Below are 14,191 nucleotides of genomic sequence, written 5' to 3' on the forward strand. Positions count from 1 at the left end.
TCATCTTGCCTCCTTTAATCTAAATTTCCTCTGTCCAGATCCGTGTCCGGATGGTTGCCGCATTTTCTGTAATTGTCCATATCGACATTCAAAAGGTATTTTTTTCTCAGGTCGCTTAAGCCCTTGGCCAACCGCACGTAGTATTCAAGCGAAGGGTTCTGTTGGTTATGGAAGGCCGAACCATGCATGGGCACCCATACGCAATGAACGACACTGACTCCCTGGCTCGCAAAATCCTCCGCTTCTTCAAGCACAGCTTTCAGCGCGTCATCCTCATTGGTAAATCCATGGGGCTGCGCCATTTCGCATCCGCCCACGATTCCGCTGCTGACATTTCCTGCTCCAAAAATATCGACGGCCCGGATAATTCTCCGCTTCCACTCGGCATATCCGACTTCGTTATGCTTGCCTTTGCAAATCCAGGCGAACAATGCCTCGTTCGGGATTTCAATATCCGAGGTGTAGGTCATCAGCCCGGTGTTCTCGTACAGTCTGGCAAGCTGTTTCTCGCTGAAAGCCGAGGCAACGATGGTGCTGGGGAATTTCTTGTCTTTGAAATTGTCTCCGGCGGCCTGCAGCATTTCAATGTACATGTCCACTTCGTCGTCAAATATTTCCGCGCCGCTGAGAATGGAGCCGGAGCTCATCTTGAGATTGGTAAAAGCGCCCGGCTGCTTCAAAGCCTCTTTCACCGTCTCGTATACATCCTGCGCCGTCAGCTGCTTCGACATATTGCATTCTTTCTCGCTTTGTGTGGAGTTGGCGTTGATATTGCAAAATTTGCAGCCGTTCCCCTTGTTCCAGAAGTGGCAGTGGCTGTTGGGATCGATGTCTAGCCTTTGCGGCCTGGCAGAGGCCACCTGCCACATCGGAGTACCGGAGCTCGTGAACTTGTCATAATAATCCGGCTTGTACCAATAGTGTACCTCTTCCACGATTTCGCCCTGATCGGTCAAATACAGCTTGCCGTCGATCTGATCGACCACATAAGGATTTTTGGCCGTCTTGGAAGGCGTGCCGATAATCGAGGTTCCGTCCCTGAGCAGGAGCGAGACTGGAACGGCGGCGTTCTCACCTCCGTTGGAGCCGATCAGCACTCTTTGCTGATACTGATGCTTGCTTTTGTCCAGCGCTCCCAGCGCCCGGTCTGTATAGATAAACGACCTGCGGGTAACATCCGATTTAATAATGACAAAAGGAGATACATCATTGTATTTATCCATAACTTCCCGTAATGTTAATTCTCTTTGTCCAGAAGCGTGAGTTATAACTGCACACATCCGCATTCACCCCAGCCTTCATTTTTTAAGATTTAAGTAGATTAAAGTTAACGCCTCTGACTCCACTGTTCACGGAACAGCGGGAGGACCTGTTGTCCAAAGTTATCCGCTTCCTCCAAATGGGGGTAACCGGAAAGAATAAAGGTGCTTACACCGATTTCGGCATAGCGGATTAACACATCCGTAACCTGCTGCGCCGTACCGACAATTAGCATCGCCCCTCCCGAGCGAACGAGGGATAAGCCGCTCCACAGATTCGGGCCTAAGACGAAGTCGTTCGCTGCAGACAGTTCCCTGAGCTCGTTCTGCCTGCTCTGGTTGGCAGCGTCCGTCTTGGCAAAAGATTGCTGCGCTTGCCGAAGCGTGTCCGGTGAGGCGTGGCTAATCAAGCTCCACGCAGCCGCCCAGGCTTCTTCCTCGGTGTCGCGTATAAGCACCTGAGCCCTTAATCCGTACCTTGGTTTGCGGTCAATTCCTGTAGTCCTGAGAACCTCCTTTCGAACATCCTCCATCTCGGCAATCTGCCCGGCTATCCATTCATGCGGCTCGCCCCACATCAGAAAAGTGTCTGCATGCTGGACCGCAGCCTGCTTGGCGATCAGCGAGCTTCCTCCCAGATAAAGCGGGGGATGCGGTCGCTGTACCGCAATCGGCGTGTGAACCGGGCCGCGAAATTGATAATACTTTCCTTCAAAAGAATTTGCGGCTGCGGCAGAGCCATCTTCAGCTTCGCCTGAGAATTCAGATAACGCGGATCCGGCCGATCCGGTCAAGGCAAGCTTCATCACCTGCATGTATTCCATCGCCCGTTCGTACCGGTCATCATGAGCATGGGCGAGCGGATCGCCGAGCTGCTCCAGATCCTGAACCGAACTCCCGGTAACGACATTGATCATAGCCCGCCCCCCTGACAATTGATCAAGAGAAGCGGCCATGCGAGCCGCAAGCACCGGGGCGATTAATCCGGGTCTGACCGCTACGAGGGCGTTAAGCCGAGTCGTGTGGCTCATCACCGCTGATCCGACTACCCATGAATCAAGGCATGATCCGCCTGTCGGGATCAGAACGAACTCAAAGCCGGAGCGTTCCGCCATCTGTGCCACCTCAATTAAATAATCAAGCGAGGGTTCTCTCTCCGGATCAGTTCCCACATAGCGGCCGTCACCGGATGTCGGCAAAAACCAGCCAAATCGAATCTCTTCTGTATGCAAACTCATGATTGCCTCCTTATGTCGTAACTTGATGTCACCATTGCTGGTTAATTTCTCCGGTGTACCGGTCGAATTCCTATAAAACTTATAGGATTAAATTTATATTCTGATTGTAACAAGCGTTTCAGTTATCGGGAATGTCAATTCGCGTTAACTTTGATTTGTCAATTTACGTCTTTTCTATAGATGCTGAACAGATCGTATTAGAAGAGAGGGAGAGAGAAATGAGTAGATTTTTAGTGGGAAAAATAATATTTTTAGAAAGGGGAGTTGGATATATATTTAAATATGAACTTGGAAAAAAGAGAGCTCCAAAGCCATAATTAAAATGACTCGGAGCCCCCTTTGTTTGTAGAACCGGCCGATCCGCTCAGCCTTTAACAGAACCTTGCGTAAGTCCGGAAATGATCTGGTTTTGAAACAGGCTGTACATCGCAACGCTTGGAATAATGCTGATGATAATCGCTGCGAACATCGAGGTGAAATCGGTAGTAAACTGGCTGGAAAAAAAGCGAATGCCCAATTGCAGGGTCCGCACCTGTTCGGAGGAAGTCAGCAGCATCGCATACAGGAACTCGTTCCAACTGCTTAAGAATTGAAACGTCGCCGCGGTCACGATACCTGTGCGGGAAATCGGCACAATCACTCTAAAGAACTTTTGATAGAAATCGCACCCGTCCAGCAGCGCGGCCTCTTCCAGCTCCCCGGGAATCGAATCCATGAAGCCTTTAATAATAAAGACGGACAGCGGAAGCGAGATCGCCGTATACGTTAAAATCAGCGCCAGCTTGGTGTCATAGAGGCCGAGCGTCCGGATTAAAGTGAAATACGGAACCATCAGTGCGCTGACCGGCACCAGTATCCCTGTGATCAGGATTGAAAATATTACCGGTCCGAACTTGAACTTATACCTGGAGAGCACATAGGCGGCCATGGATGCAACCAGGGCGTTCAAGGCAGTTGCCGAGAAGCTGATTATAACCGAATTTGAAAATAACAAAGCCAAGTGCGCCGACTTGAACGCATTCACATAATTGCCGAACTGCGGAGGAGAGGGGAACCGGAAAGGATCGCCAAGCAGTTCGACATTTGTTTTGAGCGAAGCCATGATAAGCCAGAGCATGGGGAAGAGCGTGTAGACAAGAAACAAGGACAGAATGGTCCGGGAAAATAACTTTTCAAGCAGTGCATTTATTTTCATAAGACTTCTCCTGAATTACATGTCATATTTGGCGGCGTTAAATAATCTGCGTACCGTTAGAATAATCAGGCCGCCCAGAACAATCAGCACCGTGCCCAAAGCATTGGCCGTCCCATAATGGAAGTTCTGCAGTTCTTTATATAAATAAAGTACAAGGACCGAGGTGCTGTTGGCCGGACCGCCATTTGTCAGCAGCAGAACCTGCTCGAATTGCCGAAGCCCGTTAACCATCGCAAGCGTAACGCAAGTAGCTATGGTTCCCCTTATCAGCGGCAGCGTGATGAACCAATCCTGCTGCGTGCGTGTCGCTCCGTCAATGCTTGCCGCCTCATAGTAGGACTGCGAAACCGAGGAGATGTCCGCCAAAATAATGACCATGAAATAGCCGATATACAGCAATCCGTACACGAGTACGGAAGGGAACGCGCTGTCCAGCCCTCCGAGCCAGTTATGCTCCCATTCGGACAATCCGATCAAACGGAGAAAGCCGTTAAGCAATCCCCGTTCATTGTTATAGATGGCTCCCCACAACATCGTAATTGCGATACCCGAGATGACATGGGGGAAAAAATAAATCGTTCGCAGCAGCTTCCAGCCCTTCGGCTTTCGGGCCAGCAGCAGGGCGACCAGAATGGCAAGCGGTACCTGAATCAACGCCTCCGCGCAAGCCCAGATCAAATTGTTGCGAATGGAGATTCGAAATACTTCATCCTGTAACAAGGCGCTGTAATTTCGGAGACCGACAAACCCGGGACTGCTCATCCCATCCCATTTCATTAAGCTTACAATGACGACATACCCGACAGGATATAGAAAAAAGGCGGCAAAGAGCAGTAGGGCCGGCAGTAGAAAAAGGATAGCGCCTGTACGGAAATGGGTAGTTCGCTGCATGTTCTGCCTCCTTCACTCCAGCTTTCAGTGTGCCGGATTTATTTAGAATCGGCTTGTTTAAGCTGCTCCACGAATTGTTCCGGCGTATATTTTCCAAGCACCAGACCGCTTAACGCTTGCGGGAATTCTGCGCCGACGGCGGGGCTCACACTTGCCCGGAAATGGGGGATGATGTACGGTGCGGCTTCCATTCCTTTTTTCATCTCGGTTTGCAGGCGTTCCACTTTATCGTCCTTTGTAACCTCGTATTTAATGACGAACAGTGATCCGGAATCCAGCGATATTTTCTTCACATTGTCCGGAGAGGTCAGGTATTTAAGAAACTTCACAATGGCTTCTTCTTTCTTTTTATCCTTTTGCTTGCCTACGGCCAGACTTGCTTGGGTAAAACCGATATACTGCCCGGGTTGTCCTTTCCCGCCTTCATAGACGGGAGCAGGCGCTACCTCGACGGAGTCGTACAAATGATCAATGCCTTCCTTTTTGATTCGGCCGATAAACCAGGGACCGTTAAGTAATACAGCGGTTTGCTGATTTAAAAAGTGGCCGCCTGCATTATCCAGTCCGACAGCATCTCCGGTAGTGTAGTCAAAGAGCTTTTTCAGCACCTCGGCGGCTTGCACAAAAGCGGGGTCGTCCAATCCGTGTTTGTACACATCCGGTCCGCCAATTGCGGACACGAGCTGGGAGTACCACAGCATGGAGACCCAGCCGTCGCCTCCGGTCATTTGCGTTGCGGGAGCGATGCCTGCGGCTTTGAGTTTGTCAAAAGCGGCGAACAGCTCGGTGTATGTTTTAGGGAATCCGGTAATGCCCGCTTGTTTGAACAGCTTGGTATTGTATAACACCGGCGTTACGCCGAACTCGAATGGAATCGAGTATACTTTGCCGTCATATGTGGCATTGTCAAAAGCGTGATCCAGAAATGTGCTTTTCCACTGATCGTCCAGATAAGGCGTAAGATCGGCCAAATTTCCCGATTTGTAATAGAACTCCCCGTCCGCGGGATTATCGAAGGAAAAAATATCCGGCGCTGTCCCCGTCGTAATATTGGTGCGGATCTTGTCCTTGTAAGCGGCGTAATCGGGGATCTCTTCAACGACAACTTTGATTTTGCCTTGATTTTGATCATTGAAATCTTTGACAATTTGAGTGAACGTGGCGGCTTTGGAATCTTTGGCTACCCAAATACTGGGGAATTTGATTTCGATTTCGGATGCTTCGCCGCTATCGGCGTTTGCACCGCAGGCGCTTAACAGCATGGAAAGGACCAGCAAGATCGCGGGCAGCGTAAGCAGGAGAGTTCTCTTGTTCATCGTATGTACACTCCTTAAATGGTTATTAGCTAGCAAACAGTATGTATTATCAGCTTCTCTAGTGGTCTAGTCAATGTCCAATAAATTTACTTGGTTTACTATGTTTTATATATTATCAACCCGGATATTCGCAAGTAAATGTCATTTTAAGTTGTTCTCGTTTGTCATTTTGAGTCATGATGAAAGATTGCTCCAGAATAAAAGAGTGAATGAAAGAGCATTGTGAACCTTTTAGAAATTATATATTATTTATAAAAATGAGACGCATTGTAAAAAGAGGTCAGTGATATGAAAGACAAGATGATCGAAGATAATCATGAGTTTTTGGAGCTGCGCCTATTTACCCCTTCCGTATTTGAAAAGTCCGGAGCCGCTTGGCCGATTCGCCTTGGACACAATATTGCCAAATTGAATTATCATATTGGCCCCCGGACGACGCCCTATTATTATTTGCTTTTTGTGCTGGAAGGGCAAGGGACGTTTCATCAAAATGAGCAAACCTTTCAGCTCCGCCCAAATGATATTTTCTGTTTGTTTCCGCAGGTCATTCATGAATATTACACGAGTCCGGACGATCCGCTCCGCAAAGTATTTCTTGCCTTTGACGGGAGGCAGGCTGTAATGCTGCTTGAGAAGATTGGGCTGACTATGCACAGCCCGCATGCGGCGGGTGTATTAACACCCGAAGCGATTCAACTGATGTGGGATTTCTTCAGATTGGTGAATTCGGATAATGATACGGACCTGAGACGGCTTATCTTATTCCACCGTATCTTCGACCAGCTCTCTGCTGCGGTTGACAGTTCTGCCCGTAATGATCTGCGGGATGTCTCGTGGCTTCAAAAAGGACATGAATATATGGAGATTCACTATGCGGAGGGCATTACAGTTGAAAGAGTTGCGGAGTATGTCGGCATAGACCGCACCCATTTTACCAAACAGTACCGTAAGGCTTACGGAATCACTCCCATTCAGTTTATCCAGGACTTGAAGATGAAGGAGGCCCGATCATTACTGGAGCAGACTTCCTATACATTGTCCGAAATTGCCCATTCTGTGGGCTATCCAGATATCTTCTCCTTCTCGAAAGCATTCAAGAAACGTCTTGGAGTTGCACCTACTCAGTATCGGGATATGAAAGTCAAAAGCGGGCAGCAGATATGAGTAAAGTATGGTTGAGCAGCTAGGAATAAGAACGCGGGAGCGCGAAAAAAGGTTGGGTCAGAATATCTTCTGCCCAACCTGTTTATTCGAATCATCGAAGATTATTTCTTACGCGCTTGCAAGATCCCTGGCTTCTTTCTCAAAGGTCCGGACCAATTCTGGATACAGCTCGCCTTCTCTTAGCAGCTCCTCATGAGTGCCTTCCTCAACGACCTGCCCATCTTTCATGACGAAGATGATGTCTGCGTTCATTACGGTGGACAACCGATGCGCAATGATGATCGTCGTTCGTCCCGAACGCTTGTCATCCAGCAGCAGCTGCACTTTCCTTTCCGTCTCCATATCCAGGGCGGAGGTGGCTTCATCCAAGATGAGAATATCGGGATCTCTCAGCATCGCTCTCGCCAAGGCTAGACGCTGGCGCTGGCCTCCGGAGAGCTGAATGCCTCGTTCCCCGATGGTTTCATCCAGCTTATTCGGCAGCTTCATTACCGTATCCAGCAGCTGTGCGTCCTGCAGCACGCCGATAAGCTGATCATCCGTGTCTTCCCGGCCGAACAGCACGTTCTTCCGGATCGTGTCGGCTAGCAGGTAGGGCTCTTGGAATACGATCGCAATTCGGCTCATCCAGTCCTGACGACGAATATCGGTAAGCGGAATGCCGTTCACCAGAATTTCGCCTTCGCTTGGGTTGTAGAAGCGGGTGAGCAGTTGGGCTACCGTCGATTTGCCGCCGCCGCTTGCTCCGACGAATGCGATTTTCTTCCCAATAGGAAGGACGGCGGTAAGGCCGTTCAGTATATTTTTGTCCTCATAAGCGAAGCTGATGTTCCGGAACTGGATAGATTGAACCTCGCCGCTAAGCGGCTGCGTTCCGTTATCGATTTGCGGTATACTATTAAAGTCCTCGATTCGGTCGATTAAAGCGAAGCGCGCGATCATCATCATGACGTAGTCGAACAGCCAATGGATTTTATCCATGATCTGCAGCACCAGCTGTAGGACGACCACGAAGGTGCCGAGGCTCAGTCTGCCCTCAATCAACTGATAGCCGCCAACGGCTACAACCGAAACGGCAACCCCCCAGCGCAAGGGCGCGCTGAACAGCATCTGAAGGTTGACAGTCCGGCCTTCCTGCAGGATTGCGTCAAAGTATTTTTTAAACAAGGCTTGATAGCGGTTCGACTCCCACTCGGTTCTGTGAAACGCAACGACCTCCCGTGTCGAGGAGATTCCTTCCTCCAGATGAACCGTCAGATCCGTCCGCTTCTCCAGCACAACGGCTGCCGCTTTCTTGATCCTTTTCGCAAAGAAACAGGCATTACCAATATACAGCAAGCACACGGCCAGGACGCACACCATGACCCAAATGCTCGAGTAGCCGACAATGGCAAGCATGATGAGCGCTTCGAACATACTCCTGATCCCGGTGGGTGAAAGATAGCTGACCAGAGAACCCGTATCCAGAACATCGCTGTTCAGGTTTTGGACGAACTTGGCGGCTCTCTCTTTTTGGAAAGTGGAGATGGGAAAGCGGAATAACCGGGTGAACATGTTTTTGGTCATGATTTTCGTAATAATATATTCGTTTCGGACAAACGTATACGGCGTGGCGACGAACAAGATGGCACTACAGATAAAGATAATGGCGTAAACACTAAGCAGAACGGGCAGAAGCTCGAACTTTTGCTGCATGAACAGATCATCGATGATGTACTTTTGCACGTAGACGGAAGCGACGCCGAAGAAACTTTCCAAAACGAGCAGCACAATGGCCAGCTGAAAGCCGGCTCTGATCATCATCAGGTGATCCCATATCCATTTCACATATTTCACAGCGTATCCTCCGAATCACCGGTAATAGCGACCGTTTGCCCCTGACCCTGGGCCAGATTATAGAAGATGCCTTCCCGGGCGATTAACTCTTCGTAGGTACCAATCTCTGCGATTGTCCCCTCATCCAAGACCACAATCCGGTCAAAATCCTTGATAGTCGATAACCGGTGGGCAACGGCGATCATCGTCCGGCCTTCAAAGAGGCGATCCAGCGCGGTCTTGACCTCTGCTTCGGAGACGTTGTCCAGTGCTGACGTTGCTTCATCGAGCAGGACGATTTTCGGACCCGAGATCAGCATACGGGCAATCGCGATTCTTTGTTTCTGTCCGCCTGACAGCTTCATTCCGCGGTCTCCGACCAAAGTGTCATAGCCCTGCGGAAGCTGAAGGATAAATTCATGCGCCATGGCAGCTTTCGCGGCCTGCTCAATCTCTTCATCCGACGCCTCCGGCCGTCCAAAGCGAATGTTCTCTCTGACGGAGAAGCCAAACAGATACGATTCCTGAAAGACATAACCAATGCTTCCTCTTAAATCTTGAAAAGACAGCCGGGTGATGGGGACCCCATCCAGCTCGATCGTTCCTTCCTGAGGATCGTAAAAGCGGTTGATCAGCTTAAGTAAAGTTGATTTTCCGTTTCCACTGGTGCCGACAAAGGCCAGCCTTTCACCGGGCCGGATGTCGAGCGAGAAGTCCCTGATGACCGGCGGGCGATTCGGGTAGCGGAAACCAACATCTTTGAAAGTGATTCGGCCATTTATCGTTCCCAAGGGAATGGGATGCTCCGGTTCCTCTACAAGGGGCTTCAGCAGCATAAGTCTGCGAATCGGATTGGCCTGCTCCAGCATCATCCCTTGCTGCGCAAGATTGCCAATCAGCATGGATAATTTGAACATAACGACAGAGTAAATGAGGAAAAAGGATAGGAAAGCGCCTACAGTCAACGTCTGATTACGGATAAACCAATAGCCGAATATGAAAAGCGCGACCGCGCCGGCGTCGAAGAACACCCTTCGGATGCTCCAGCGGGTATGTATGAAGAATACCCATTTCAAGGTGGTGTCTGTGACGGTCTGATACAGCCGAAGCCCACGCTGCAAATCCCAATTCTCAGCGGAAAAAGCCCGGAAGTCGCGGATGCCTGACACCGATTCATGGATTTTGCGGTTATAGTCCATCCGCTGTGTATTCATGCGCTCATTCCACTCCGTGGTCTTTCGATCAAGACTCGGCCCTACGGCATAGTAGATCAGGAAGAACGGAACGGCAACCAATGTCAATTTGAGACTGCCCGACACCATCACGGAAACGGCGAGAATGACGAAGAGGGCAAGCTCCAGCATGTCGGGAAAAAAGCTGGTGTACAGCTCCTGCACCGCGTGCACCTGATTGTTCATCAAAGAGAGCGTTTCGCCTACGGGACGCTGTTCATAGTAGGAAAAGCCAAGCTTCCGCAGCTTCTGAAGCACGGAGAATTGCAGGTCGCGCGCGGCTTTGCTTCCGACTGTTCTTTGAAGCAGATTGCGAAGCAAGGAAGCGCAGACGGAGAGCGCCACGATTCCAACGAGCAGAAGAAGCATACTTGTAAAAGCGCTTTTATTCTTAGCCGGAATGATGCTGTCGACCAGATGCTCGATCATCTTGGGGATCACCAGCTCACCCGCGGCGGCAATCAGTCCGCACAGCACGATCAGCGTAAGTTGACCCGCGTAAGGCCGAAGATAGGATACGACCCACAGATACAGCTTAAAACGGCGCTCCTGCGGGTGTTCGGCCGCATTCAGGGCCACAGCTTCAGAAACTTGACTCAAGCATCAACACTCCTTACCTATTAAATAATTCCAAATTTGGTTACGCATACATTGAGGGCAATTTCACAATATACGATAGTTTTTTTGTTCGCAACTAATTTTATCGGTTATTGAATTTTAATATCATCTGATCAGATGGATATATATTTGGCAGTCCAATTTTGTTTGGCGGTTTTTGTATAGGAAAACCCTCAGTTCGACTGAGGGTTCACGAAACCTTAAAGCTATAAGCAGTCATCTTATGAGATTTTGAAAGGCGTCCTGATAGGCGGCTAATTCTACCTCGGTAAACGGTGAAGCGCTGCCTTGGGCATTGTGCCGGTTTGATGGGTCTGTCTGGTTGTTGGAGGGGAAAAGCTGCACCTGTTTTACACCTATACGCTGGAGCAGTCTGGCAAATCCTTCGGCATCCTCCGGACGGTCGTTCAATCCGGGAATAAGGTTAAGCCGCACCTCAACCTCGCTTGGACTGGAGAGAGAATTCCGCAAATTTTCAATAATGAGATCATTGTAAACTCCGGTTATTTTTCTGTGCGCTTCACGTTCATAGTGTTTTACATAAAATATCAGATGATCAATCAGGGGGAGCAGCTTGGCAAATTGACCCTCAGGTACATATCCGGTAGTTTCAACGGCCGTATGTACTCCGAGCTCCTTCAAGCGTGACAGCAGTTCATAGACAAAGGTATGCTGCGTCAAGGCTTCTCCGCCAGTCAACGTAACCCCGGACGCAGTCCTTTCGGCGGGATCAAGATTATCGAGGCATAACTCCAATACCTCCTGAACGGAATAAATCCGTCCGTCTTCATAGTGTTTGGCTTTGATCGGGTCCCACACCAGCCTGACTTCGGGATTGCGGAGCTCCGGATTGGGGCACCAATTGCAGTACAGAGGACAGCCCTTAAGGTAAAGAATCGTTTGAGTACCGGAACCGGACTCGGTGGACTGTTTTTGCACATCACGAATGCAAGCGCTTACGTTTCTCGTAATCACCTAAACTCCTCCTTGAAAATGATGACAAGCAGGGGTCCTGCATTTACTGCAATGAATCACAAAACAGGCTGAATCACCCATTTTGCCACACATGTCCGTTATTTAACCAAAATTCAGTGCACAAAACCCGGATAAGATGAAAATAATGTGAAAATTAGAGCAGCAGCTCAGCATTTGTTTCTAACTATCCATTGAAAGTATGATTTGTCGTTCCAGGAGGAAAACGGTTTGTACGGAGATTAATATAATATATTCACCAGCCCGTGAAATATAAATACAAGTTGCAAGTATCTGTCTGAAACATTAAGCTTAAGAATTTCGTCAAAGAACTGAGGTGATTAGGGATGAAAAAGATCAGGCGATTGGCACGGTTATTACTCGTCTTTGGTCTTGTGCTGATGGGAACTGCCTGCGGCACGGCAGGGAAAAGGGCAGTTGAACAGCATGCTGCTTCAGAGCCGGTTATTGAAAAATCAGCAGAACCCTGTTTATCGAAAATTGAGTGGGTTGATTTTTTGATGATCAATAACATTAGGTATGCTCAAAACTACGATGGAACGAAAGAAGTGAAACCAGAGCAGCTTGATGCCGAAGTGGGACGAGTGAAGTATATGTTGAATGACAATGCTTGTACGGATCACGTTACAAAAAATGGGGATGCGGCTTTCCTTCCAGCCGGAACTGTCATCTACACGTTAAAAGGATATAACCCGGAATTCCGGGTCGCAGCAAACAACAAGATCTATCAAGCAACGGAAAATCCGAATGCGGCAACGATGGGGGATCTGCTGGACATCGAAGGGAAGGTGCAAAAAGTAAGCCTGGAAAGCGCCAGGGACGGCAGTCAAATTGGAGACTTTAGCAAGGAAGCATCTTCAGAATTCATACGTGAACTGCTGATTCTGAAGTATGTGGGTTCCGATGCCGTTTATGAGGAAATAAAGCACGATAATGGTGTTTTCCTGCGAGTGCACCTTAAGGATGGAACCTCGTTGCGGATTGTTTACTATCCGAAAGGTAACGGATTTTCGGCAGGCGCCTTCGGAACTAAAAGACTAAGAACGTTGATTATGTCTCAAAGAGCCCAAATTAAAGCGGCTGCGGGCTTGTAAGGCTATAAAAATGTTTTGCAGCTTAGTCCACTTTGTAGACGGTTTGCGGAGATTTTTGGCGCAGAAGCTCAAGTAGTTAATGGGGTATGTGTAGCAACAGGATTTTTCACACCTGATACCTGGACAAGCCGAGTATTGAGAAATATGATATATAGAAATATCTGTAAATGTTTTTCAATAGGAGGGCGAGACAATGAAGCAAAAAGAAATTATTTTGAAATATGGAATTAATCCATACCAAAAACCGTCAAGGATTTATTCCGTAACAGATCAATTGCCTATTGAAGTATTAAACGGGAATCCGGGATACATCAATTTTATGGATGCTATAAATTCTTGGCAGTTGGTAAAGGAGCTTAAGATTTCATTGAAACTCCCTGCGGCAGCTTCCTTCAAGCATGTGAGCCCGGCAGGCAGTGGAATAGGGCTGCCACTTGATGAAAACCTAAAGAAGGCTTATTTTGTTGAGAATATGGAATTAAGTCCATTGGCTGCTGCGTATGCCAGAGCTAGAGGCGCGGACAGGATTTCTTCTTTTGGAGATTGGATCGCTCTAAACGACAAGGTGGATGAGGCAACTGCTTTGCTGATCAAAAAGGAAGTGTCAGACGGTATCATTGCCCCTGATTATTCAGTCGAAGCCTTGAAAATTCTTAAACAAAAGCGTAAAGGCAGCTTCAATATTATCAAAATAGATCCGGACTATGAACCCGATGCCTTGGATACAAGGAAAATGTATGGAATTGTTTTTGAGCAGCACCGGAATGACCTAATTCCCAATACGGATTTATTACATAATATTGTAACTGAAAATAAGAATCTGCCTGATGAAGCTGTCCGTGATTTGATCGTTTCAATGATAACTTTAAAATATACACAGTCCAATTCCGTTTGTTATGCCTTGAATGGACAGGTTATTGGATGTGGAGCCGGGCAGCAGTCGAGAATTCATTGTACTCGTCTCGCCGGAGAAAAAGCAGACCTCTGGTTCCTTCGTCAACATCCGGCAGTGTTGGACTTACAGTTTAAGGAAGGCGTTTCGAGAACGGAAAAAGATATTTCAATTGATCAGTTCCTGGGGAGCAATACAACAGCTGAGGAAATGAAAGATTGGGGAGATGTCTTTGTAAATATTCCAACAAGACTCACCCAGGAAGAAAAAAACGATTGGCTGAAGAATTTGGATGGCGTTTCTCTTGGTTCTGATGCATTTTTCCCTCAAAGGGACAATATCGATCGCGCCCAAAAAAGCGGTGTGAAATACATTGTCCAACCAGGCGGCTCAATTAGGGACGATAAGGTGATTAACGCATGTAACGAATATGGAATAGTGATGGCGTTCTCCAACACTCGGTTGTTTCATCACTAAGGGTTGT

At 48.4% G+C, this 14,191-nt stretch carries 11 protein-coding genes; 3 read left to right on the forward strand and 8 right to left on the reverse strand.

What is annotated here, in order from left to right; genetic code table 11:
• Nucleotides 1–14 precede the first annotated feature (14 nt).
• The 5 genes from PSAB_RS10210 to PSAB_RS10230 all read right to left on the reverse strand — a co-directional run bounded on the left by PSAB_RS10210 (nt 15) and on the right by PSAB_RS10230 (nt 5,899).
• Nucleotides 15–1,223, reverse strand: a complete 1,209-nt coding sequence (locus PSAB_RS10210; protein ID WP_226991785.1) for a radical SAM protein — start codon at nt 1,221–1,223, stop codon at nt 15–17.
• A gap of 104 nt (nt 1,224–1,327) precedes the next feature.
• The gene (locus PSAB_RS10215; RefSeq protein WP_038595751.1) at nt 1,328–2,497 is read right to left on the reverse strand and encodes an LLM class flavin-dependent oxidoreductase; all 1,170 of its coding nucleotides are present in this window, start codon (nt 2,495–2,497) and stop codon (nt 1,328–1,330) included.
• Nucleotides 2,498–2,861: 364 nt separating this feature from the next.
• A complete protein-coding gene (locus PSAB_RS10220; RefSeq protein ID WP_025334482.1) occupies nt 2,862–3,692 on the reverse strand; it encodes a carbohydrate ABC transporter permease in 831 nt (276 codons plus the stop codon).
• Between the two features lie 15 nt (nt 3,693–3,707).
• Nucleotides 3,708–4,583, reverse strand: coding sequence for a carbohydrate ABC transporter permease (locus PSAB_RS10225; protein WP_025334483.1), 876 nt, complete (start codon nt 4,581–4,583; stop codon nt 3,708–3,710).
• A 38-nt stretch (nt 4,584–4,621) separates the two neighbouring features.
• A complete protein-coding gene (locus PSAB_RS10230; RefSeq protein WP_025334484.1) occupies nt 4,622–5,899 on the reverse strand; it encodes an ABC transporter substrate-binding protein in 1,278 nt (425 codons plus the stop codon).
• Nucleotides 5,900–6,187: 288 nt separating this feature from the next.
• Here PSAB_RS10230 and PSAB_RS10235 point away from each other — a divergent pair, with 288 nt between their 5' ends.
• Nucleotides 6,188–7,063, forward strand: coding sequence for a helix-turn-helix transcriptional regulator (locus PSAB_RS10235; protein ID WP_025334485.1), 876 nt, complete (start codon nt 6,188–6,190; stop codon nt 7,061–7,063).
• 108 nt (nt 7,064–7,171) lie between these two features.
• Here PSAB_RS10235 and PSAB_RS10240 read toward each other — a convergent pair whose 3' ends face one another.
• From PSAB_RS10240 to PSAB_RS10250, 3 genes are all read right to left on the reverse strand, one after another.
• Nucleotides 7,172–8,899: an ABC transporter ATP-binding protein gene (locus PSAB_RS10240; RefSeq protein WP_025334486.1), complete on the reverse strand. Its 1,728-nt coding sequence runs from the start codon at nt 8,897–8,899 to the stop codon at nt 7,172–7,174.
• Nucleotides 8,896–10,710 (reverse strand): ABC transporter ATP-binding protein, encoded by a 1,815-nt coding sequence (locus tag PSAB_RS10245; protein WP_025334487.1) that lies wholly within the window; start codon nt 10,708–10,710, stop codon nt 8,896–8,898. The genes PSAB_RS10240 and PSAB_RS10245 overlap by 4 nt, the downstream gene beginning before the upstream one ends.
• Before the next feature lie 234 nt (nt 10,711–10,944).
• Entirely contained in the window at nt 10,945–11,703 is a 759-nt protein-coding gene (locus PSAB_RS10250) for a radical SAM protein (RefSeq protein WP_025334488.1), read from the reverse strand.
• Nucleotides 11,704–12,047: 344 nt separating this feature from the next.
• Here PSAB_RS10250 and PSAB_RS10255 point away from each other — a divergent pair, with 344 nt between their 5' ends.
• Complete coding sequence (locus PSAB_RS10255; protein WP_025334489.1) at nt 12,048–12,815, forward strand: hypothetical protein; 768 nt, start codon at nt 12,048–12,050, stop codon at nt 12,813–12,815.
• A gap of 193 nt (nt 12,816–13,008) precedes the next feature.
• Nucleotides 13,009–14,184, forward strand: coding sequence for a phosphoribosylaminoimidazolecarboxamide formyltransferase (locus tag PSAB_RS10260; protein WP_025334490.1), 1,176 nt, complete (start codon nt 13,009–13,011; stop codon nt 14,182–14,184).
• The last annotated feature ends 7 nt before the right edge of the window (nt 14,185–14,191 follow it).

This window comes from Paenibacillus sabinae T27 (assembly GCF_000612505.1).
GTDB lineage: Bacteria > Bacillota > Bacilli > Paenibacillales > Paenibacillaceae > Paenibacillus_AQ > Paenibacillus_AQ sabinae.

Bases quoted from the DNA above. Each gene is read 5' to 3' on its own strand.
- PSAB_RS10210 (WP_226991785.1), bottom strand. From the start codon at position 1,223: ATGGATAAATACAATGATGTATCTCCTTTTGTCATTATTAAATCGGAT.
- PSAB_RS10215 (WP_038595751.1), bottom strand. From the start codon at position 2,497: ATGAGTTTGCATACAGAAGAGATTCGATTTGGCTGGTTTTTGCCGACA.
- PSAB_RS10220 (WP_025334482.1), bottom strand. From the start codon at position 3,692: ATGAAAATAAATGCACTGCTTGAAAAGTTATTTTCCCGGACCATTCTG.
- PSAB_RS10225 (WP_025334483.1), bottom strand. From the start codon at position 4,583: ATGCAGCGAACTACCCATTTCCGTACAGGCGCTATCCTTTTTCTACTG.
- PSAB_RS10230 (WP_025334484.1), bottom strand. From the start codon at position 5,899: ATGAACAAGAGAACTCTCCTGCTTACGCTGCCCGCGATCTTGCTGGTC.
- PSAB_RS10235 (WP_025334485.1), top strand. From the start codon at position 6,188: ATGAAAGACAAGATGATCGAAGATAATCATGAGTTTTTGGAGCTGCGC.
- PSAB_RS10255 (WP_025334489.1), top strand. From the start codon at position 12,048: ATGAAAAAGATCAGGCGATTGGCACGGTTATTACTCGTCTTTGGTCTT.
- PSAB_RS10260 (WP_025334490.1), top strand. From the start codon at position 13,009: ATGAAGCAAAAAGAAATTATTTTGAAATATGGAATTAATCCATACCAA.